Genomic DNA, 20,340 nt, shown 5'->3' with positions numbered 1-20,340 from the left:
TCACAGGATACGCCCGGCAACCGCATCCAACTTGGCCAAGAGCGCAGGATCGCGTTTTTCCGGCGCTGTGAGGATGGCGTATTCCAGTGCGCGGTCGCAGCCATGGGGGCAGGGCGCGCGGTCAGCTCCTAAGAGTGCTGGCAGTCCTTTGACCAAAGCCCGGCCTTTCTCGGCGTTTCCGGTCAGGGTGGCCACAATGGTGGTTACGTCGACCTCGCCATGGTCGGGATGCCAGCTGTCGTAATCCGTTACCATCGCGATCGAGGCGTAGCATAGCTCGGCCTCGCGGGCGAGCTTGGCTTCGGGCATATTGGTCATGCCGATCACGTCACATCCCCATTGCTCGCGATACATCTTGGATTCCGCCAGGCTGGAAAACTGCGGCCCTTCCATCGCCAGATAGGTGCCACCACGGTGAATGGTGATGCCTGCAGCTTTGCCCGCCGTCTCGCAGGCATCAGACAGGCGCGGGCAGGTTGGGTGGGCCACACTGACATGGGCAACGCAGCCCGTGCCGAAAAAGCTTTTCTCGCGGGCAAAGGTGCGGTCGATGAACTGATCGACAATCACAAAGTCGCCTGGCGCCATCTGTTCACGGAACGACCCGCAGGCCGAGACCGAGATAACATCCGTCACACCCAACCGTTTCAACGCGTCAATATTGGCGCGATAAGGAACATCGGTGGGCGAGTGTACATGACCCCGACCATGGCGCGGCAGAAAGGCCATACCGACCCCTTCCAGCGTTCCGGTCAGGATCTGATCTGACGGTTCGCCCCAAGGGGTTTCCACGGTGACCCATTCAGCCCCCTCCAGCCCATCGATGTCATAGATACCGGATCCGCCGATGACGGCGATTTTCGTCTGGGTCAATGATCTTCTCCATGCGGATTGATTTCTCTGAATTTTTGCGGCTTGCAACGTGGTTTGGCAAGAGGCACGGATGTGCAAAAAGAAGGCGTTTTGGGATCTCTGCTATGCACCGTTTGCATATCCGCATCCCACCAGGCGCTGTGGCTCTTGTGTAAAGTTGCGGCTAGAAAGCCCCTTTCGCGCGAAAAGACCCAAGCCACAGGACCGTTCTATGCCCCGAGCCATACTGGCAAGCTTTGCCAAACATGTTGCCATACCCGATCTGCGCTGGGCCCCGGACGAAGGTCTGACCCCGTCGCGCCTGCGGATCGAGCTTTTGTCGGGTCTGACCGTGGCTTTGGCGCTGGTGCCCGAGGCGGTGGCTTTTGCCTTTGTGGCCGGGGTGCATCCTTTGGTGGGGCTCTATGCGGCGTTCCTCGTGGGCCTGATCACGGCGCTGATTGGTGGACGGCCGGGCATGATCTCGGGCGCAACCGGGGCTTTGGCTGTGGTCATGGTGGCATTGGTCGCAGAGCATGGCGTGGAATACCTGTTCGCGACAGTAGTCTTGATGGGCATTTTGCAGGTGATAGCAGGGGCGATGCATTGGGGCCGCTTTATCCGACTGGTTCCTCACCCTGTGATGCTGGGTTTTGTGAACGGTCTGGCCATCGTGATTTTCTTGGCGCAGCTTGGCCAGTTCAAGGTGCCCGGCACGATGGAGAACACCGGCCACGGAGTCGGCGGCGGAGAATGGCTGGCCGGGATGCAGCTATATACAATGCTGGGGCTCGTAGCGCTGACCATGGCGGTCATCTGGGTGATGCCACGCGTCACACGGATCATTCCCGCACCCTTGGCCGGAATAGTTGTCGTGGCGGCGATCGTGATCGGCATGGGTCTGGATGTGCCGCGCGTGGGCGATCTGGCCTCAATCGAGGGTGGCTTGCCCGCCTTCCATATTCCGATGGTGCCGCTGACCTGGGAAACCTTCGAGATCATCCTGCCCTACGCCGTCATTCTGGCCGCCATTGGGCTGATTGAATCGCTGCTGACCCTGAACCTTGTGGGCGAGATCACCGGCAAACGCGGCGGTGCCTCGCAGGAATGTATCGCGCAGGGCGCGGCGAATGTTGTGACTGGTTTCTTTGGCGGTATGGGTGGCTGTGCGATGATCGGCCAGTCGATGATCAACGTCAAATCCGGAGGCCGCACGCGGATCGCGGGAATCGCGGCGGCGCTGTTCCTGCTGTTGTTCATCCTCGTAGGCTCCCCCTTGATCGAGCAAATCCCGCTGGCCGCGCTTGTGGGCGTGATGTTCATGGTGGTGATCGGCACTTTCGCGTGGAACTCGTTCAAGATCCTGCTCAAGGTTCCGCTGATGGACGCGTTTGTGATCATCCTGGTCACGGTCGTCACCGTGATGGAAGACTTGGCGGTTGCGGTTGTTGTGGGCGTGATCGTCTCGGCGCTGGCCTATGCGTGGAACAACGCCAAACGCATCCACGCGGTCACGCGCGATTCACTGACGGAAGAGGGCGCGAAGGTCTATGAGATTCAGGGCCCGCTGTTCTTTGGTTCCTCAGACGGGTTTGTCGAGATCTTCGATATCGCCAATGATCCCGAGACGGTCATTGTGGATTTTGCTGACAGCCGTGTGGTCGACCAATCGGCGCTGCAGGCGATCGAAAATGTCGCTGCAAAATACGAGGCTGCGGGCAAACGCCTTATGCTGCGCCACCTGAGCCGGGATTGCCACAGGCTGCTGAACAAGGCGGGGCATCTGATGGTCGACAGCGATGATGACCCGGATTATGGCCTGGTCGTGGATTATTCAGTACGAACCGGCATTCTTGGTGGTCATTAACCCATTTGCGAGGCTCTGCCGCGCGCTCCGGGATATTTGGGGCCAGATGAATAATGGATCACCTGCTTCATCTGGCTGAAAATATCCCGGGGGAGGCGCGCGCAGCGCGGCTGGGGCAGAGCCCCTGGCCGGATCAATCATCCGGGCGGGACAGGCTGAACAAATCGGTGACCACCGAATAATCACGGTATCCTAGCCGCGCCAGCGGTTTGAATGAGGTCACGTCGAACTTGCCCTCTTTGATATGATCGTCTTGCAGGTGAACACCTGTCACCTCGCCGAACACCACCCGGTTGGCTTCGCCGGGTAGCGTCACGATTTGCGTCAGTTTACATTCAAGTGCCGCTGGCGCATCAGCGACCCGCGCGCAGTTGATGGTTTCGCATCCGGCGGTTGCTATCCCGGCGTGTTCGAACTCGTCTACATGCTTGTCCAGCCCGGCCGAACTTGCATTCATCGCATCCCGATGCGCATAGGCCACGATGTTGACGCAGAAAACTCCGGTGGCTTCGATATTGGAAACGCTGTCCTTTCCGTTCTCTTGATCATGCTTGCCGCTGGTGGTGGCGAACATCACCTGCGGCGGGGTATAGGCGACACCGTTGAAGAAAGAATACGGCGCCAGGTTGTTGATCCCATTCGCATCCCGTGTCGAAATCCAGCCGATGGGCCGCGGCGTGATGATGGCGTTGAACGGATTGTGCGGCAGGCCGTGGCCGTCTTCGGGGCGATAGAACATGGTGTCTCCTAGCGTTTGCCCAAGGCGTACCGAAGTGCTAGGGCGATTGCCAGCAAGGAAAAGAGGGCCAGCGTGCAGCAGTTCGAAATCAGGCCGGAAGAGCCGGAGGATTGGTGGGAGGTCGAGGCGCTTTATGACCTGTGTTTTGCACCGGGGCGCGAGGCGCTTTCGTCCTATCGTCTGCGCGATGATGTGCCGCCTGTGTCCGGGCTGTCACTGGTGGCGCGGGACGGGCAGGGCATTTTGGCGGGTGCGATCCGCTTTTGGCCGGTTCATGTGCATGGCAAGGATGCTTTGCTGTTGGGGCCGGTGGCCGTTCACCCGACCCATCAGGGCGAGGGCTTGGGCGGTTATCTGATCCATCACGGGTTGGAGGCCGGTCGCGGGCAGGGCTGGCAGCGCGTCATGCTGGTGGGTGATGCGCCCTATTACCAGCGGTTCGGCTTTTCGAAACTGCGCGGTGTTGAGATGCCTCCGCCGACCAACCCGGACCGCGTCTTGGGGGCCGAACTTGTGCCGGGCGGGTGGACCGGATTGCGCGGCGCGGTCACCCGCTGGACCCGCTGACCTATTGAAATCCTTGATCACAATCCCGACATCTTCTGTACAGGAGGGTCCGGATGCAAAACGTGGTGCTGGTGCACGAGATCGATGCCGAGGCAGAATTGGATCGGTTGGCGGCATGCTATCAATCTGCCGGTGGGGCAGGTGTCAAACTACTGAATAGGCTGGGCGGCTCCGCTGAATCTCTGTTGTCGCAATTGCCCGAACCGGTTCAGGCGGGCCTGAATGGGGCAACCGAATCTGCGCTTTGGATTGCGATGCATGCAGCCGAAAGCTCGCGCCGGGCGGTGCCGGATCAGACGCCTTGGGTCAATACTGCCGTCACGACGGCCATGGGCGCCGCTGGTGGGTTTGGCGGGGTTTCGACCTCGTTGATGGAGCTTCCTGCAACCACGGCAATGCTGTTGCGCTCGATCCAGGGCGCGGCGGCGCGCGAAGGATTTGATCCCTCAGAACAGGGGGTGAAATTTGACTGTATCCGGGTTCTGTCAGCTGCGGGGCCTTTGGCACATGATGACGGTGCAGATGCGGGATTCTTTTCTGCACGCCTGACTTTGAGTGGCCCGACCATGCAGCGGCTGATCGCGGCGGTTGCGCCTAAACTGTCCGTGGTGCTGGGGCAGAAACTGGCTGCGCAATCAGTGCCTGTACTGGGCGCCCTGGCGGGTGGCGGTACGAACTATGTCTACACACGCTATTATCAGCAGGTAGCCCGCGTGCATTTCGGCCTGCGTAGGCTGGCTGTCGATGCGGATATCCCGCACGACGAATTGGTATCCCGACTTTCGAACCGGATGCTGCGCTAAACTTGTCATACGCCGCAAGCGATCGAAACTTTTCGTCTTGCGCCCAGAACGCTTAAGTCCGTGGCGTTAGCCCAGCTTTTGGCTCAGCGCTTCACTTTTACGCGGGTTTCGTCTGCAAGACAGCAATTTACCACAGGAATGACTTGATCTTAACGGTTTGCTCGGTATCTATTCGTCATCCTGCTAATCTGGACGGACCATGATACAATACGCGTTGAAATGCTCTGAAGGTCACAGCTTTGACAGCTGGTTTCAATCGGCCGAAGCCTATGACAAGCTGGCTTCGTCGGGGATGATTGCCTGCAGTGTCTGCGGGTCTTCTCATGTGGAAAAGGCGGTCATGACCCCGCGGGTCCGCCCGGCGCGGCGCGCAAGCTCGGCCAATGCAAAAGGCAAATCGGCCCCTGAGCAGGTTCAGATGACTTCGGCGACACCAGAGGTCGAAGAAGTCCTGTCGGAGTTGCGCCGCAAGGTCGAAGAAAACTCGGATTACGTTGGCAAGGACTTCGCGAGCGAGGCGCGCAAAATCCATCTGGGTGACGCCCCGGATCGCGCGATCTATGGTGAAGCGAAACCCGAAGAAGCGCGTGCCCTGATCGAAGATGGCGTACCGGTCGCGCCGTTGCCCTTCGTACCCAGCCGAAAGACCAACTAGCCTATGCATATCGTGATTACGGGGGCCAATCGTGGAATTGGCAAAGCTCTGGCGGATTGCTATCGAGACCAAGGGTGCAATGTGACTGGAACCGCTCGCGACAAAAGCGGGCAGGTTCGGTTGGATGTCGCTGATCCGGCGCATCATGCGGATATGGCAGTGCAATTGCAGGGACAGCCGGTTGATCTGCTGATCTGCAACGCCGGTGTCTATTTGGACAAAGGGCAAGGTATTGACGGCTATCCGTCCGAGATGTGGGCCGAAAGCTTTGCAACCAATGTGACAGGTGTGTTTCTGACAATTCAGGCTTTGTTGCCGAATCTGCGGGCTGCGCGGGGCAAGATCGCAATCATCTCGTCGCAGATGGCGTCACATACGCGTGCGCCCGGGGGCAGCTATATTTATCGTGCCTCAAAGGCCGCTGCACTCAATCTTGGGCGTAATCTGGCCGCTGATCTGAAATCCGATGGAATTGCTGTCGGGATCTACCACCCCGGCTGGGTTCAGACGGATATGGGTGGGGCCGCTGCCGACATTCATGTGGACCACGCAGTTCAGGGCCTGACCGAACGGTTCGATGCGTTGTCACTGGCCAATACTGGGTGTTTCGAAACCTACGACGGGCAACCACACGCCTACTGAGTGGACAGCGCTGCCTTGGGCAGTTCGTAAACCTCTCCGGGCTCGATGAAGATCACCAAGATGTCGCCGCGTGTTTCATAGCTGAGCCTTGAAGTTGAACTGCTGGAATCGGGAACGCCATTGGTGAAATAGATGTTGCGCACTTCGCCATTGCCCAGACCGACGGCCAGCGTCGCGGTGCCATCGTCGCGACGCCGTAGTTCCGCGTTGCAGCTTTTCAGCGGGTCACCGGCATTTACCGCGCAAGGCACTGTGCCCAAAGAGTTCTGGCCATCAGTACCAGATAGGGTCGCTACCTGAGCGGTGGCAGCGGAAGACATAAGTGTAAAAGCGATAGCAAAGCGGAGCATGAATAACCTCTTGAAACGAGTGTGCCTCTTAGGCTGACATCACGCCTGCATAATGTAAAGCGGCCCCGCGTTGCAGTGCGGGGCCTCTTGCCCTTACGGCCCCCCTCGCATAAGACGCACGGGATTTGAATCCCAAGGCGCGGAGACTTCAGCCCCATGCCCGTACTCGTGATGAAATTTGGTGGCACCTCGGTGGCCAACCTTGACCGAATCCGCCGCGCGGCCAAGCGCGTTGGGGTCGAGGTTGCAAAGGGCTATGACGTGATCGTCATCGTCTCGGCCATGTCGGGCAAGACAAACGAGCTGGTCGGCTGGGTGAATGAAACCTCCCCGCTGTTTGATGCGCGCGAATATGATGCGGTTGTCTCTTCAGGCGAAAACGTGACGGCTGGTCTGATGGCGCTGACCTTACAGGAAATGGACGTACCTGCGCGCAGTTGGCAAGGCTGGCAGGTGCCGCTGCTGACCAATGGCAGCCACTCGGCCGCCCGCATCGAAGAGATCCCCACCGCCAACCTGAACCAAAAGTTTGGTGAAGGGATGCGCGTGGCCGTTGTGGCCGGGTTCCAGGGGATCAGCCCCGAGGGCCGGATCACAACGCTGGGGCGGGGTGGCTCGGACACAACCGCCGTGGCCTTTGCCGCCGCCTTTGATGCGGAACGCTGCGACATCTACACGGATGTGGATGGTGTCTATACCACCGACCCGCGCATCTGTGAAAAAGCGCGCAAACTGGACAAGATCGCGTTTGAAGAGATGCTTGAACTGGCCTCGCTGGGGGCGAAGGTGCTGCAAACCCGCTCGGTCGAGCTGGCGATGCGCTACAAGGTGCGCCTGCGGGTGCTGTCCAGTTTCGAAGAACAATCCGACAATGCCGGCACGCTGGTCTGCGACGAGGAGGATATTATGGAATCCAATGTAGTGGCCGGTGTGGCCTATTCCCGCGATGAGGCGAAGATGACGGTTGTGTCGGTGGCTGACCGACCCGGCATCGCCTCGATCATCTTTACCGCGCTCAGTGATGAGGGTGTGAATGTGGACATGATCGTGCAGAACATCTCGGATGAAGGGCGTACGGATATGACCTTCTCGTGCCCGACAGATCAGGTTGCCCGCGCAGAAAAGGCCCTGACGGCGATCAAGGACGCGGGTGAGTTGAACTATGCTGAATTGGTTGCAGACGAAGATGTCTGCAAGGTCTCGGTCGTGGGTATCGGCATGCGTTCGCAATCCGGTGTGGCTGCAAAAATGTTCAAGGTTCTCTCGGATGAGGGGATCAACATCAAGGTCATCACCACCTCTGAAATCAAAATTTCCGTTCTGGTTGACAGGAAATACATGGAACTTGCGGTTCAAGCGCTGCATGATGCGTTTGAATTGGACAAGGCGGCCTGAGCGTTTCAGCCAAGGGTTTCGTCTGACACCGTAAGTTGGTTGGGCAATGGTGGACGGTAGCGAAACGGAATCTCGCAAGCTGCTGGGGCGGCTGCGCGAGGAAATGGCAAGCGAGGCCGCCGGTCAGGAACGTCTGGATCGGATCACGCGGTTGATCGCGGACAGCATGAGGGTCGAGGTTTGCTCGATCTATCTGTTCCGCGATGAAGATACGCTTGAGCTTTGCGCAACCCAAGGTCTGTCCTCCGAGGCGGTTCACAAAACGCGCATGCGTTTGGGCGAGGGTCTTGTGGGCCGCGTGGCCAAATCCGGTAAGGTGGTGAACGAGGCTGACGCGCCTTCGGCCAAGGGTTTCCGGTTCATGCCCGAGACGGGTGAGGAACGCTATTCGTCCTTCCTTGGGGTTCCCGTACAGCGCTTGGGTCAGAAGCTTGGCGTTCTGGTCGTGCAGACCCGCGAGGCACGTGAGTTTTCCGCTGACGAGATTTATGCCTTGGAAGTCGTGGCGATGGTGCTGGCCGAAATGGCCGAGCTTGGTGCTTTTGTTGGTGAAGGCGCGGCCCTGTCCCCGTTGCACCAGCAATCGATACAATTGACCGGCGGTCCCGCGCAGGAAGGATCTGCCGAGGGTCATGTCTGGCTGCACGAACCTCGTGTTGTCGTCACCAACCCGATTGCCGAAGATCCAAAGCGCGAACGCGAACGCTTGATCGAAGCGGTAGAAGAGCTGCGTGTTGGCGTCGACAAGATGCTCGAAATCTCGCAAGGAGGTGACAAAGAGCAGCTTCAGGTTTTGGAAGCCTATCGCATGTTTGCCAATTCCAAAGGCTGGATGCGGCGCATGGAAGAAGATATCGCCAGCGGGTTAAGCGCCGAGGCTGCGGTTGAGAAAGAACAGACGCAGGCCAGGAGCCGCATGGGGCAGGTCACCGACCCTTATTTGCGGGAACGGCTTGCTGACCTGGATGATCTCAGCAACCGATTGCTGCGTATTCTGACCGGGCAGGGCGCGAATAACGGCGCTGACTTGCCGCCCGACCCGATCTTGATCGCGCGCAATATCGGCCCCGGTGATTTGCTGGAATACGGCCGGTCGCTGAAAGGTATCGTGCTCGAGGAGGGCTCGGTCGGAAGCCATGCGACAATCGTTGCCCGCGCATTGGCGATTCCTTTGGTCGTTCACGTTGGTCGGATCACAACCGAAGCGCTGAACGGGGATCATATCCTGGTTGATGGTGATCAGGGCATCGTACATTTGCGGCCCGAAGATACGGTGGTGTCGGCCTTCCGCGACAAGATCGCCATGCAGGCCAAGGCGCAAGAACGCTATGCCTCGATCCGCGAAACCAAAACGGTGACGCAGGACAATCAGCGTATCACGCTCACCATGAATGCGGGCCTGTTGGCTGACTTGCCATCCTTGGCCAATTCCGGTGCCGAAGGGGTGGGCCTGTTTCGCACCGAATTGCAGTTTCTGGTGCGTAACCAGATGCCCAAACGGTCCGAACTTGTGGCGCAATACAAGCGTGTTCTGGATGCCGCCGGCGATAAACCTGTGGTCTTTCGCACGCTGGATATCGGCTCGGATAAGGTCCTGCCTTATATGAAGCATATTGACGAACCGAACCCGGCACTGGGTTGGCGAGCCATTCGGGTGGGCCTCGACAAGCGCGGTGTCATGCGGATGCAATTGCAGGCGCTCTTGCGCGCTGCAAACGGGCGTCCGCTGACCATCATGTTCCCGTTTGTGGCTCAGGCGGATGAATTCCGCGAGGCGCGGAGCGAGGTCAACAAAACCGTTGAACGAGAGCAGCGCCTGGGCCATGTGCTTCCCGAAACGCTCAAGGTTGGGGCGATGCTTGAAACGCCTTCGCTGGGATTTGCGCCGCAGAAATTCTTTGATGAGGTCGATTTCATTTCCATCGGTGGCAACGACTTGAAACAGTTCTTTTTCGCGGCAGACCGCGAAAACGAACTGGTGCGCCGCCGCTATGACACGCTGAATGTCAGTTTCCTCAGCTTTATCGAACGCATTGTCGAACGGTGTAGTATCTCTGACACACCTCTCAGCTTCTGCGGGGAAGATGCCGGGCGACCTATCGAAGCGTTGTGCCTGACGGCGATGGGGATGCGCAGCCTGTCGATGCGTCCTGCGTCGATCGGCCCCGTCAAAAGCCTGCTGCTACGGTCAAACCTGCAAGACGTGCGCAAGATCATCGCAGATGCACGCCATCGCGGAGAACAATCGGTTCGACCCGCAGTAATGGAATGGTTGCGGAGCCAGAATTAGGGTTTTCGATAAAAAATTGCCTCGAGATACAGATTTCGCTGCTTGATTTTTGTCATCGGAAAAACTATTCAGACAATGAATGTTAGCGTTAACAGTGTCGCGAAATAATAGCGACGAGACCGCCGGGGTCGCAAGCGGCCATCCCGCGCGAAAAGGGGCCTGATATGGTTTCAAGGGTAATTCCCGTCCAGCCGTTCGATCTGGTGTTGTTCGGTGCAACTGGTGACTTGGCGCAGCGCAAGATCTTGCCAGGGCTTTATCACCGTTTCGAAGTCGAGCAGATGCCTGACGACGCACGCATAATTGCGACCGCACGGTCCTCAATGGATACCGAGCAGTTTCGCGCTCAGATTCTGGCGTCGATGAAAGAATTTGCACCGGGTTTCAAGCAGGACGTGTTGGATCAGTTCTTGCAGCACGTCGAATACATCCCGGTGGATGCCTTGGGCGAGTCCGGCTGGTCGGAGTTGAGCGCGGCGCTGCGACCTGATGTCGTGCGGGCCTTTTACCTTTCGGTTGGCCCGAGCCTGTTTCCCGGTATCGCGCAGCGCCTGTCGGACCACAAGATGGCGTCGCCGGACAGTCGTATCGTCGTTGAAAAGCCCTTTGGTCATGATCTGGCCTCGGCCAAAGCCTTGAATGAAGGTCTGCGCGCCTGCTTTGAAGAGCATCAGATTTATCGGATCGACCATTACCTGGGCAAAGAAACGGTGCAAAACCTGATGGCGCTGCGCTTTGCGAACTCTTTGTTCGAGCCGCTCTGGAATTCAACTCATGTCGACCATGTTCAGATTACCGTGGCCGAAACGGTTGGTGTTGACGGTCGCGGGGCCTATTACGATCAGTCCGGCGCGATGCGCGACATGATTCAGAACCACTTGGTCCAGCTTCTGTGCCTGACAGCGATGGAGCCACCGTCGAAGTTTTCACCCAACGCGGTGCGTGACGAAAAGGTCAAGGTGATTGAGGCGTTGGAGCCGGTTGCGCCCGCTGACATCGCCCGGGGTCAGTACCGCGCGGACAAGGGTGGCGATGGCTATACCGATCACGTGGGTAATGCCGATAGCCGGACGGAAAGTTACATCGCACTCAAGGTGCATCTGGGAAATTGGCGCTGGGCGGGTGTACCGTTCTATTTGCGCACCGGAAAACGCCTGCGGGCGCGGGAATCCGAGATCGCGGTTTTCTTTCGCGACCCGCCGCATACGATCTTTCCTAATGTTGGCCCGCTACGCGGAAACGTCCTGGTGATCCGGCTGCAACCGGATGAAGGCATCACGCTGCGCACCACGATCAAGGATCCGGGCCCCGGTGGGTTCCGCCTGTCGGATGTGTCGCTGGACATGAGCTTTGCCGATGCGCTGGGCGAAGATGCCAGTGCGCCCGACGCCTATGAGCGCCTGGTGATGGATGTCATCCGTGGCGACCAGACGTTGTTCATGCGCGGGGATGAGGCCGAGGCGGCTTGGGCCTGGGTGGATCCTATCGTCGAAGGGTGGGAAGACCGCGGCGACCGACCATCTTTGTATGATCAGGGCAGTTCCGGCCCGGAAGACGCTTTGATGCTGATGCATCGCGATGGCCGCCGTTGGCGCCAGATCGGAGGGTAATCATGGTCAATACAGTTATTTCCGACGTCACCAAACGTATCATCGACCGCAGCGCTGACCTGCGCGGCCCGCATCTGGAACGGATGGAGCAGGCCAAATCCAAAGGTCCGGCGCGGGGGCATTTGTCATGCTCGGGGCAGGCGCATGCCTATGCGGGCGCTGGCGAAGACCAGCAATCCATGGCGACTGGCACGGCCGGAAACCTGGGTATTGTCACCGCCTATAACGATATGCTGTCCGCCCATCAGCCATTCGAACGATATCCCGAACTGATCCGCCAAGCGATCCGCACCGCGGGTGGTACGGCTCAGGTGGCAGGCGGTGTTCCGGCCATGTGTGACGGGGTCACGCAGGGCGAAGCGGGGATGGAACTGTCGCTGTTTTCCCGTGATGTGATCGCACTGGCGACCGGTGTGGCGCTGAGCCACAACACCTACGACGCGGCTGTATTCCTGGGCGTCTGTGACAAGATCGTGCCTGGCCTGATCATTGGGGCGCAGGCTTTCGGCCATTTGCCTGCAGTCTTCCTGCCAGCTGGTCCCATGACCAGCGGCCTGCCGAATGACGAAAAGGCCAAAGTCCGTCAGCAATTTGCCGCCGGAGAAGTAGGGCGTGATGCGCTGATGAAGGCCGAAATGGCCGCCTATCACGGCCCCGGAACCTGCACTTTTTACGGTACCGCCAACACCAACCAGATGTTGATGGAGTTCATGGGCCTGCATCTGCCGGGGTCCAGCTTTATCAACCCGAACACTCCCCTGCGTGACGCGCTGACCGAAGAAGGCGCCCGTCGCGCCCTGTCGCTCAGCGCGCTGGGCAATCATTATACACCGGTGTGCCAGATCCTGGACGAACGCGCCTTTGTGAACGGCATCGTTGGCCTGATGGCCACGGGTGGTTCGACCAACCTGCTGATTCACCTGATCGCCATGGCACGCGCCGGTGGCATCGTTCTGGATTGGCAGGATTTCTCGGACATCTCCGCCGTAGTGCCTTTGGTCGCGCGGGTTTATCCCAACGGTCTGGCCGATGTGAACCATTTCCACGCAGCAGGCGGCTTGGGCTTTGCTATCGGGACGTTGCTGGACGAAGGCCTGCTGCATCCCGACACGCTGACCGTGGCAGGGCAGGGGCTGCACAACTATACCAAAGAGCCCAAGCTGAAAGACGGCGAGTTGGTCTGGGAAGACGGCGCAGGCCACAGCCTGAACGACAAGATCGTGCGCCCCGCCAATGACCCGTTCCAACCCACCGGCGGTCTGTCACGCCTGACCGGCAATCTGGGCACAGGTGTCATGAAAGTTTCTGCCGTCGCCCCCGAACACCAGATTGTCGAGGCCCCCGTGCGGGTCTTCCATGATCAGGACGAGGTAAAGGCGGCGTTCAAAGCGGGTGAGTTTACCGATGACGTCATTGTGGTGGTTCGCTTTCAGGGCCCAAAGGCCAATGGGATGCCCGAATTGCACTCGCTGACACCCTTGCTTTCGATCCTGCAAGGACGCGGTCAGAAAGTGGCGCTGGTCACGGATGGTCGTATGTCGGGCGCATCTGGCAAGGTGCCTGCTGCCATTCATGTCTGCCCCGAGGCGCTGGACGGCGGCGCAATCGCCTATCTGCAAGATGGTGATCTTTTGCGCGTCGATGCCGTAAAAGGAGAATTGGAAATCCTCACCCGAGGCGTTCTGGACCGTAACCCAGCAACCGCAGACCTGACCAAAAACCAACACGGTGTTGGCCGCGACCTGTTTGACGCGTTCCGCCAGAATGTCGGTTCTGCTGACACCGGCGCCAGTATTTTCGGAGTTTAAACCCATGTCCAAAACCCAACGTACCCGCGAAATCTGCGCGCTGGCCCCGATCGTACCTGTTTTGGTGGTCGAAGACGCTGCCCAGGCACGTCCCTTGGCCGAAGCCTTGGTCGCAGGCGGGCTGCCCGCGCTCGAGGTGACCTTGCGTACCCCCGCTGCGCTGGACGCCATTCGCGCCATGGCCGACGTCCCGGGCGGGGTCGTCGGCGCAGGCACGCTGGTCACACCCGAAGATGTACGCGCCGCCAAAGAGGCCGGTGCGCAATTCGGTGTTTCACCTGGCGCGACGGATGCGCTGATCGCAGCCTGCGAGGCCGAAGGCTTGCCCCTCCTACCGGGCGCTGCCACCGCCAGCGAAGCGATGGCCCTTTTGGAAAAGGGCTATGACATGCTGAAATTCTTCCCTGCCGAAGCCTCTGGCGGTGCGCCTGCCTTGAAGGCAATCGGCGCACCGCTGCCGCAGATCACCTTTTGCCCCACCGGTGGCGTGTCGCCGTCAAACGCAAAAAACTACCTTTCTTTGTCTAACGTGATCTGCGCGGGCGGCAGCTGGGTCGCCCCCAAACAGATGGTACAGGACGGCGACTGGTCGGGGATCGAATCCCTTGCGCGTGATGCCGCCAAGCTGATGGATTGACGCCACAGGGCAAGACGCTAGGGTAGGCCCGATTCAAACAGGTTACCCTCATGACAAACCAGCTCTCCCTCGCGCAGGGGCGCGAGTATCTGGCCATTCCCGGCCCTTCAGTGATGCCTGACGCGGTGTTGCAAGCCATGCACCGCCCGTCGCCCAATATCTATGATGGCGCGCTGATCGAGATGATGCCGGCGCTGACCCGGGATCTGTGCCGGGTGGCTCGTACCGACCATAACGTCGCCATCTACATCTCAAACGGCCACGGCACGTGGGAAGCTGCCCTGTCCAACGTCATCGCCCCGGGCGAAACGGTGCTGGCACCGGCCTCGGGTCGGTTCACCCATGGCTGGGCCGAAATGGCCGAAGGGCTTGGCGCCAAGGCGGAGCTGATCGATTTTGGTGCCTCCTCTGCTTGGGATCTGGATCGCATTGCCGAGACGCTACACGCCGACACGGCACATGAAATCAAGGCTGTGCTTGCGGTCCACGTCGATACATCCACTTCGATCCGCAACGACATCCCTGCCTTGCGCGCTCTGCTGGATGATCTGAATCACCCGGCGTTGCTGATGGCTGATTGCATCGCCTCGATGGGCTGTGACCGCTTCGAAATGGACGCCTGGGGCGTGGATATCGCCGTCACCGCCTGCCAAAAGGGGCTGATGACCCCGGCGGGCACCGGTTTTGTGTTTTTCAATGACAAAGCTCAGGCCAAACGCGCCGCAATGCCAAGGGTCTCGCGATACTGGGATTGGGAGCCCCGCGCCAACCCCGAATTGTTCTACCAGTACTTCAACGGCACCGCGCCCACCCATCACCTCTACGGCCTGCGCGCTGCACTTGACCTGATCCATGCCGAAGGGATTGAGACGGTCTGGGCTCGCCACCAACGTCTGGCCCAAGCCATCTGGGCTGCGTGTGAGGTTTGGGCCCAAGGCGGGGCTTTTCACCTTAATGTCACCGATCCCGCTTATCGCAGTCATGCGGTCACCGCGCTGCGCCTGACCGAGGGTCGCGGTACCCCGCTGCGTAACTACACCGAAAACCAACTTGGCTTGACGCTGGGTATCGGATTGGGGATGGAAGATTGGGACGGTTGTTTCCGCCTCGGCCATATGGGGCATGTGAATGCGCAGATGATCATGGCTCTGTTGGGCAGCGTCGAAACCGCCATGGCTGCGCTGGATATCCCACGAGGCTCAGGCGCGCTCGAGGCCGCCGCCGCCACATTGGCCGCCTGACGCCACGCCACCTCTTCTTCTGTTCAAAAATACCTTCGGGGGGAATCGCGCGGCGGCGCGATGGGGGGCAGACAGCCCCCCTCTAACGTCCTTGGGCCTTGGCCAATGCCTTGGGCAAAGCCGCCTCAAACGCCGCCATTTCCTCTGCGCCGCCACAGCTCACCCGGATGCATCGGTTTTGCGGGGCCACAAACGGCATCCGCACAAAGATGCCCTGATCGATCAGAGCCTCAAGCACTGCCTTGGCAAACACCCCATCCCGCCCGCAATCGATGGCCACAAAATTCGTGGCCGAGGGCAAAGGCGTCAACCCGTTGGCGCGCGCGATCTGTCCGACACGCTCTCGCGCCTCTGAAATCTGCCTCTGAACCTGCGCCAGCCAGCTAGCATCGTGCAACGCGGCCAGCGCGCCCGCTTGCGCGGCCCGGTTCATCCCAAAGTGATTGCGCACTTTGTTGAACGACGAAATCAAACCTGGCGCTCCGATGGCATAGCCCACGCGCGCACCCGCCATGCCATAGACCTTGGAAAAGGTTCGCATCCGGACTACGCGCGGGTCATCTGCGGTCACCGGTGCAGCCGTACCTTCGGGCGCGCATTCCACATAAGCCTCATCCAGAACCAGCAGGCAACTTTCGGGCAATCCATCCAACGCCGCCACAATATCCGCCCCGGACTGCCATGTGCCCATCGGATTGTCCGGGTTGGCCAGATAGACCAGCTTGGCGTCCACCTCCGACGCTTTGGCGAACAAGGCCGCCGGGTCTTCGTGGTCTCGGTTATAAGGAACCTTGTGCAAAACCCCACCAAACCCGGCCACATGATAATTGAAGGTGGGATAAGCCCCGTCCGAGGTCACCACCGCGTCGCCCGGACCCACCAGCAACCGCACGAGATAGCCCAACAGCCCATCAATGCCTTCGCCCACAACGATATTTTCGGGCTCCACACCGTGATGGGTCGCTAACGCATGGCGCAGCTCGAAATTTTCTGGATCCCCATACATCCAGATCTCACTTGCAGCTTCTTGCATCGCCGTAATGGCACGGGGCGAGGGGCCAAAGACGCTCTCATTTGCACCAATCCGTGCCACAAAAGGGGCGCCGCGTCGCCGCTCCTGGGTTTCGGGGCCCACAAAAGGCACGGTTGCGGGTAGGGATTGTGCAAGCGGGGTATAGCGCGGATCAGTCATGGGCGCAGATAATCGCAAGGGTGCGGTGCGGGCAAGTGTTGCACCATAGCGCGTTCCCTCGCAGACTGCCCTGAAACAGGGGTTGTGAGGTGTCATGCGGTATCTGCTCGGGTTGGTCTTGATCGGCTTGGTCTATCTACTGTTCTGGCCAGTTCCCGTTGACCCGGTGGCGTATTCTTTCCCCGAAGATCAGGGCTTTACCGGCGAATTCGCCGAAAACGCAGCGTTGGACAAGGTCGAGCTGATCCAATTGCCCGATGGTGAGATCGGCCCCGAAGACCTGGCTGTATTGCGGGATGGTGCGATCTATACGACCAGCCTGTCGGGAAAGCTTTATCGTATCGACGGCGCGGACCCGGTTGAGGTTGAGGATCTGGGCGGACGGCCCTTGGGGCTGCGCGCAGGGCCCGATGGCGCGCTTTACATCGCTGACAGCTATCGCGGGCTGATGCGCTGGACGGGGCCGGGGACTTTGGAAACCCTTGTGTCCGAGATCGACGGGGCCCCGGTGATCTATGCCAACAATCTGGACGTTGCGCAGGATGGCACGGTTTACTTTTCGAACTCGTCAGACAGGTTCAATCCGCAAACCATGGGTGGAACAAAACCCACGTCTGTTTTGACCATTTGGGAGCAGTCCCCAACCGGATATGTCGCGCGCTACTCACCTGATGGTGAGGTCGAGAAAATTGCCGAGGGCTTCGTCTATACCAACGGCGTAGCTCTGTCGCCGGACGAAGACTTCCTGCTGATTGCCGAAACGGGCCGGGCCAAGGTGCATAAGCTGTGGCTGAGCGGCCCAAAGGCCGGTATGCAAGAGGTGCTGTTGGACAATCTTCCCGGCTATCCCGACAATATCAAAGCCCAAGGCGACGGCACCTATTGGATGGCGTTTGCCAGCCCGCGCGTCCCGTCGGAAGTGTTGATGCCCTATCCGTTCCTGCGCAAAGTGCTCTGGCGTTTGGGCCCCATGGTGCGACCGGGGCCAATCCATCGCGGCATGTTGGTTCAGTTTGACGGAGACGGGACCATTCTGCGCACGTTGCAGGACCCGGAGGGGCAGCTTGGGATCACCACCAGCGGTCAGGTGATCGGGGACCAGCTTTTTGTTATGACGCTCGATTCCCCGTGGTTCGGGCGCATGCCCGTGGCGGATATGCCCTGACGTCGTAGTGGAACTGCCCGGCCCGGGCTGGCATGATCCGCATCAATTGCAGTGGGAGGCCCGAATGGCGCGTGTATCCGTCGAATACAAAAATCACATCGCTCATGTCACGCTGACTCGCGGTGACAAAATGAACGCGCTGGATGACGCGATGGTCAAGGCCATCCTGTCTGCTGGGCAAGAGGTCGCAGCGTCCGACGCGCGGGCCGTGGTTCTGTCGGGCGAGGGCAAGAGCTTCTGCGCGGGCCTCGACATGGCCAGCTTTGCCGCGTTGGCGCAGACAGATCCAACCGAATGGCTGATGACCCGCAGCCACGACGACGCCAATGAAATGCAAGAGCTTGCCCTGATCTGGCGGCGTGTCCCGGTTCCGGTGATCTGCGCCCTGCAAGGCGTAGCTTATGGTGGCGGCCTTCAGATCGCGCTGGGCGCGGATATCCGCATCGCTCATCCCGATACCAAACTTGCGGTGATGGAGATGAAATGGGGGATCATCCCGGATATGGGCGGCATGGTCTTGCTACCGCAGCTTGTCCGTTCGGACGTGCTGCGCCTGCTGACCTACACCGCGCGCCCGATCGGCGCTCCGCAGGCTGCAGAGTGGGGGCTTGTGACCAAACTGTCCGATGATCCAGTGACCGAAGCGCTGGCGCTGGCCGAGGATATCGCAGGTCAAAGCCCGTCTGCCATTCGCGCCGCAAAACGCCTGATAGATCTGGCTGAACAGGCCCCGCGGTCCGAAGTGCTGCTGGCCGAATCTTCGGAACAGGTGGACTTGATCGGCAAGCCCGATCAGATGGAGGTTGTCATGGCGCAGATGCAGGGCAGAAAGCCCGGGTTCAAATGATCACCGCAGAAAGGCCCGGCGCGCGTCGCGCGCCATGTTGTATCGCATCTCGAGGTCTGCGATCTCTGCCATAGCTGCTTTCCGGTCCTGAGCATCAGTCAGAGCAGCATAGGACTTGCGCGCCTCATCCAGTTTCTTCTTGATATCAAACTCTTCGGGCAGCACACCGGCTTGCGCCATTATCCTGTGGCCCGCCGCAATAGCGGGATCGCTTTGCGCCTTGGCAGACCGGTTCGGCAGCGGCGCGCCTTCGCCTTCAAGACCCCGTAACTGGCCCTCGGCTTCGGCCTTTTTGATCTGGCGTTCGACCAGTTTTCCAAGCGCTCCGAACATGCTCAGACCATAGCACTGACAGAGGCCGCACTAAAGGGGTTCACCGCATCCTGTGCGTCACAAGATAGGCAATGCCACCAGCCAGCAAACCCCAAACGGCGGCCCCCAGCCCAAAGACAGTGATGCCCGAGGCGGTAATGGCGAGCGTCAGAATGGCCGCCTCTCGCTCGGTTGGAACGTCCAGTGCGGCGTGAATGGCATTGGCCAGCACGCCGATCAGCGCGACACCGGCCAATGTTCCCATCAGCAGCGGGTCGGCATGGGCGGCGAAGCTGGTGATTGCCACGGCAAAGACGCCGAACAGGCAATAGAACACGCCTGCCATGACCGCAGACCAATAACGTTGTGCCGGGTCGGGGTGGCTGTCCTCGTTCGAACACATCGCAGCAGTTATGGCTGCCAGACAAGTGGCAGGCGCCCCGAACGGAGCCGACAGCATGCTGGCAGCACCGACAGAAGAAAACAAGCGGCCCGCAACAGGGTTGAATCCAAAGCTGCGCATCACCGCCACACCGGGAATGTTCTGTGTCGCCATCGTGACAATAAAGAGCGGCACGCCTATGCCGATGGCCGAGGCAACCGAAAAGCTGGGCGCAGTCCAGATTGGTGTGGTGATCATTCGGTCGGGTAGAAGCTGCGCGCCGTTTGCGTTCAAAGACACGATGACGGCCGCTGCGACCACGGCGGCGGGTACGGCAAAAAGCCGGTTGAACCGGCCTGCTATGAACCAGGTCAGGATCACTGGCAGCGCTTGCCACGGGATTTCAACCGCTGCTTTGAAGGGTACCAGACAGAGCGGCAAGAGCACCCCCGCCAGCATCGCCTGCGCCAGCGATGTGGGGATTGCGGCTGCCAGTCGCCCCAGCGGTTTCCACAACCCCGCCAGAACGGTCAGCGCACCGGCGCACAGGAAGGCTCCGATCGCTGCCGAATACCCCTGAGCCGGTGCGGCGGACACGGCCAGAAGGGCGGCACCCGGGGTCGACCACGCGACGCTGATGGGCAGTTTGTAGAACAGGCTAAGGGCAATCGCCGCAAGCCCCATGGCGATCGCTGCGCTCATCAGACCCGAGGCCGCCTGCGGAGGGGAGGCGCCCATGGCGCTCAGGCCCTGCAAGACAATCGGGAAAGAGCTGAAGAAACCGACAATGGCCACGACAAGGCCGGTTGAGACGGTTTGCATCGGAGGAAGGGGTCGCGCCATCTGAGCCTTTCAGGATTGCTTGGTCGCAGTGCTAACAAGAGCAGGACGGCGCGAACAAGGGGAAAGCATTGATGGCAAAGAAAAACCTCACCGCTTGCATGGGCGGTGAGGTTGGGATTTTCCGTATTTGGAACGAGAAGAAG

19 protein-coding genes are annotated in these 20,340 nt (G+C 59.8%); 13 read left to right on the top strand and 6 right to left on the bottom strand.

Annotation, left to right across the window (positions count from 1 at the left end):
* Window positions 1–873, bottom strand: a complete 873-nt coding sequence (locus GOV38_RS14560; protein ID WP_171209518.1) for an S-methyl-5'-thioadenosine phosphorylase — start codon at window positions 871–873, stop codon at window positions 1–3.
* A gap of 211 nt (window positions 874–1,084) precedes the next feature.
* On the opposite strand from GOV38_RS14560, the gene GOV38_RS14555 reads away from it, so the two are divergent.
* A complete protein-coding gene (locus tag GOV38_RS14555; RefSeq protein ID WP_171209519.1) occupies window positions 1,085–2,719 on the top strand; it encodes a SulP family inorganic anion transporter in 1,635 nt (544 codons plus the stop codon).
* Between the two features lie 133 nt (window positions 2,720–2,852).
* Here the strand turns inward: GOV38_RS14555 and GOV38_RS14550 are convergent, their stop codons facing one another.
* Window positions 2,853–3,458, bottom strand: a complete 606-nt coding sequence (locus tag GOV38_RS14550) for a flavin reductase family protein (protein WP_171209520.1) — start codon at window positions 3,456–3,458, stop codon at window positions 2,853–2,855.
* A 72-nt stretch (window positions 3,459–3,530) separates the two neighbouring features.
* On the opposite strand from GOV38_RS14550, the gene GOV38_RS14545 reads away from it, so the two are divergent.
* The 4 genes from GOV38_RS14545 to GOV38_RS14530 all read left to right on the top strand — a co-directional run bounded on the left by GOV38_RS14545 (window position 3,531) and on the right by GOV38_RS14530 (window position 6,125).
* Window positions 3,531–4,025: a GNAT family N-acetyltransferase gene (locus GOV38_RS14545; RefSeq protein ID WP_171209521.1), complete on the top strand. Its 495-nt coding sequence runs from the start codon at window positions 3,531–3,533 to the stop codon at window positions 4,023–4,025.
* 53 nt (window positions 4,026–4,078) lie between these two features.
* Window positions 4,079–4,828 (top strand): EcsC family protein, encoded by a 750-nt coding sequence (locus GOV38_RS14540; RefSeq protein ID WP_171209522.1) that lies wholly within the window; start codon window positions 4,079–4,081, stop codon window positions 4,826–4,828.
* A 199-nt stretch (window positions 4,829–5,027) separates the two neighbouring features.
* A complete protein-coding gene (locus GOV38_RS14535; protein WP_171209523.1) occupies window positions 5,028–5,483 on the top strand; it encodes a DUF1178 family protein in 456 nt (151 codons plus the stop codon).
* Between the two features lie 3 nt (window positions 5,484–5,486).
* On the top strand, window positions 5,487–6,125 hold the full coding sequence (locus tag GOV38_RS14530; RefSeq protein ID WP_171209524.1) for an SDR family NAD(P)-dependent oxidoreductase: 639 nt from the start codon (window positions 5,487–5,489) through the stop codon (window positions 6,123–6,125).
* Here GOV38_RS14530 and GOV38_RS14525 read toward each other — a convergent pair.
* Window positions 6,119–6,475 carry a hypothetical protein gene (locus tag GOV38_RS14525; protein ID WP_171209525.1) on the bottom strand — a complete coding sequence of 119 codons (357 nt, stop codon included), beginning with the start codon at window positions 6,473–6,475 and terminating at the stop codon, window positions 6,119–6,121. The genes GOV38_RS14530 and GOV38_RS14525 overlap by 7 nt on opposite strands.
* Window positions 6,476–6,631: 156 nt before the next feature.
* Between GOV38_RS14525 and GOV38_RS14520 the strand changes: the two genes are divergently transcribed.
* From GOV38_RS14520 to GOV38_RS14495, 6 genes are all read left to right on the top strand, one after another.
* Window positions 6,632–7,870 (top strand): aspartate kinase, encoded by a 1,239-nt coding sequence (locus tag GOV38_RS14520; RefSeq protein ID WP_171209526.1) that lies wholly within the window; start codon window positions 6,632–6,634, stop codon window positions 7,868–7,870.
* A 46-nt stretch (window positions 7,871–7,916) separates the two neighbouring features.
* Window positions 7,917–10,160: a phosphoenolpyruvate--protein phosphotransferase gene (ptsP, locus tag GOV38_RS14515; RefSeq protein ID WP_171209527.1), complete on the top strand. Its 2,244-nt coding sequence runs from the start codon at window positions 7,917–7,919 to the stop codon at window positions 10,158–10,160.
* Window positions 10,161–10,324: 164 nt separating this feature from the next.
* Window positions 10,325–11,770 (top strand): glucose-6-phosphate dehydrogenase, encoded by a 1,446-nt coding sequence (gene zwf, locus GOV38_RS14510; RefSeq protein ID WP_171209528.1) that lies wholly within the window; start codon window positions 10,325–10,327, stop codon window positions 11,768–11,770.
* Window positions 11,771–11,772: 2 nt separating this feature from the next.
* Window positions 11,773–13,578, top strand: coding sequence for a phosphogluconate dehydratase (gene edd / locus GOV38_RS14505; RefSeq protein ID WP_174838812.1), 1,806 nt, complete (start codon window positions 11,773–11,775; stop codon window positions 13,576–13,578).
* A gap of 4 nt (window positions 13,579–13,582) precedes the next feature.
* Window positions 13,583–14,215 (top strand): bifunctional 4-hydroxy-2-oxoglutarate aldolase/2-dehydro-3-deoxy-phosphogluconate aldolase, encoded by a 633-nt coding sequence (locus GOV38_RS14500; RefSeq protein ID WP_171209529.1) that lies wholly within the window; start codon window positions 13,583–13,585, stop codon window positions 14,213–14,215.
* 50 nt (window positions 14,216–14,265) lie between these two features.
* Window positions 14,266–15,456, top strand: a complete 1,191-nt coding sequence (locus GOV38_RS14495; RefSeq protein WP_171209530.1) for an alanine--glyoxylate aminotransferase family protein — start codon at window positions 14,266–14,268, stop codon at window positions 15,454–15,456.
* Window positions 15,457–15,538: 82 nt separating this feature from the next.
* Here the strand turns inward: GOV38_RS14495 and GOV38_RS14490 are convergent, their stop codons facing one another.
* The gene (locus tag GOV38_RS14490; RefSeq protein ID WP_171209626.1) at window positions 15,539–16,648 is read right to left on the bottom strand and encodes a pyridoxal phosphate-dependent aminotransferase; all 1,110 of its coding nucleotides are present in this window, start codon (window positions 16,646–16,648) and stop codon (window positions 15,539–15,541) included.
* A 94-nt stretch (window positions 16,649–16,742) separates the two neighbouring features.
* On the opposite strand from GOV38_RS14490, the gene GOV38_RS14485 reads away from it, so the two are divergent.
* The gene (locus tag GOV38_RS14485) at window positions 16,743–17,813 is read left to right on the top strand and encodes an SMP-30/gluconolactonase/LRE family protein (protein WP_171209531.1); all 1,071 of its coding nucleotides are present in this window, start codon (window positions 16,743–16,745) and stop codon (window positions 17,811–17,813) included.
* 64 nt (window positions 17,814–17,877) lie between these two features.
* Complete coding sequence (locus tag GOV38_RS14480) at window positions 17,878–18,660, top strand: crotonase/enoyl-CoA hydratase family protein (RefSeq protein WP_171209532.1); 783 nt, start codon at window positions 17,878–17,880, stop codon at window positions 18,658–18,660.
* Here GOV38_RS14480 and GOV38_RS14475 read toward each other — a convergent pair whose 3' ends face one another.
* Together GOV38_RS14475 and GOV38_RS14470 are read right to left on the bottom strand one after the other, a co-directional pair.
* Complete coding sequence (locus tag GOV38_RS14475) at window positions 18,661–18,993, bottom strand: DUF1992 domain-containing protein (protein ID WP_171209533.1); 333 nt, start codon at window positions 18,991–18,993, stop codon at window positions 18,661–18,663.
* Between the two features lie 40 nt (window positions 18,994–19,033).
* Complete coding sequence (locus GOV38_RS14470) at window positions 19,034–20,197, bottom strand: benzoate/H(+) symporter BenE family transporter (protein WP_254430593.1); 1,164 nt, start codon at window positions 20,195–20,197, stop codon at window positions 19,034–19,036.
* Window positions 20,198–20,340 lie beyond the last annotated feature (143 nt).

This window comes from Ruegeria sp. HKCCA5839, assembly GCF_013035585.1.
Taxonomy (GTDB): Bacteria; Pseudomonadota; Alphaproteobacteria; order Rhodobacterales; family Rhodobacteraceae; genus Ruegeria.
The sequence above is the reverse complement of the archived record's forward strand: the minus strand, read 5'-3'. Positions and strand labels throughout refer to the sequence as shown.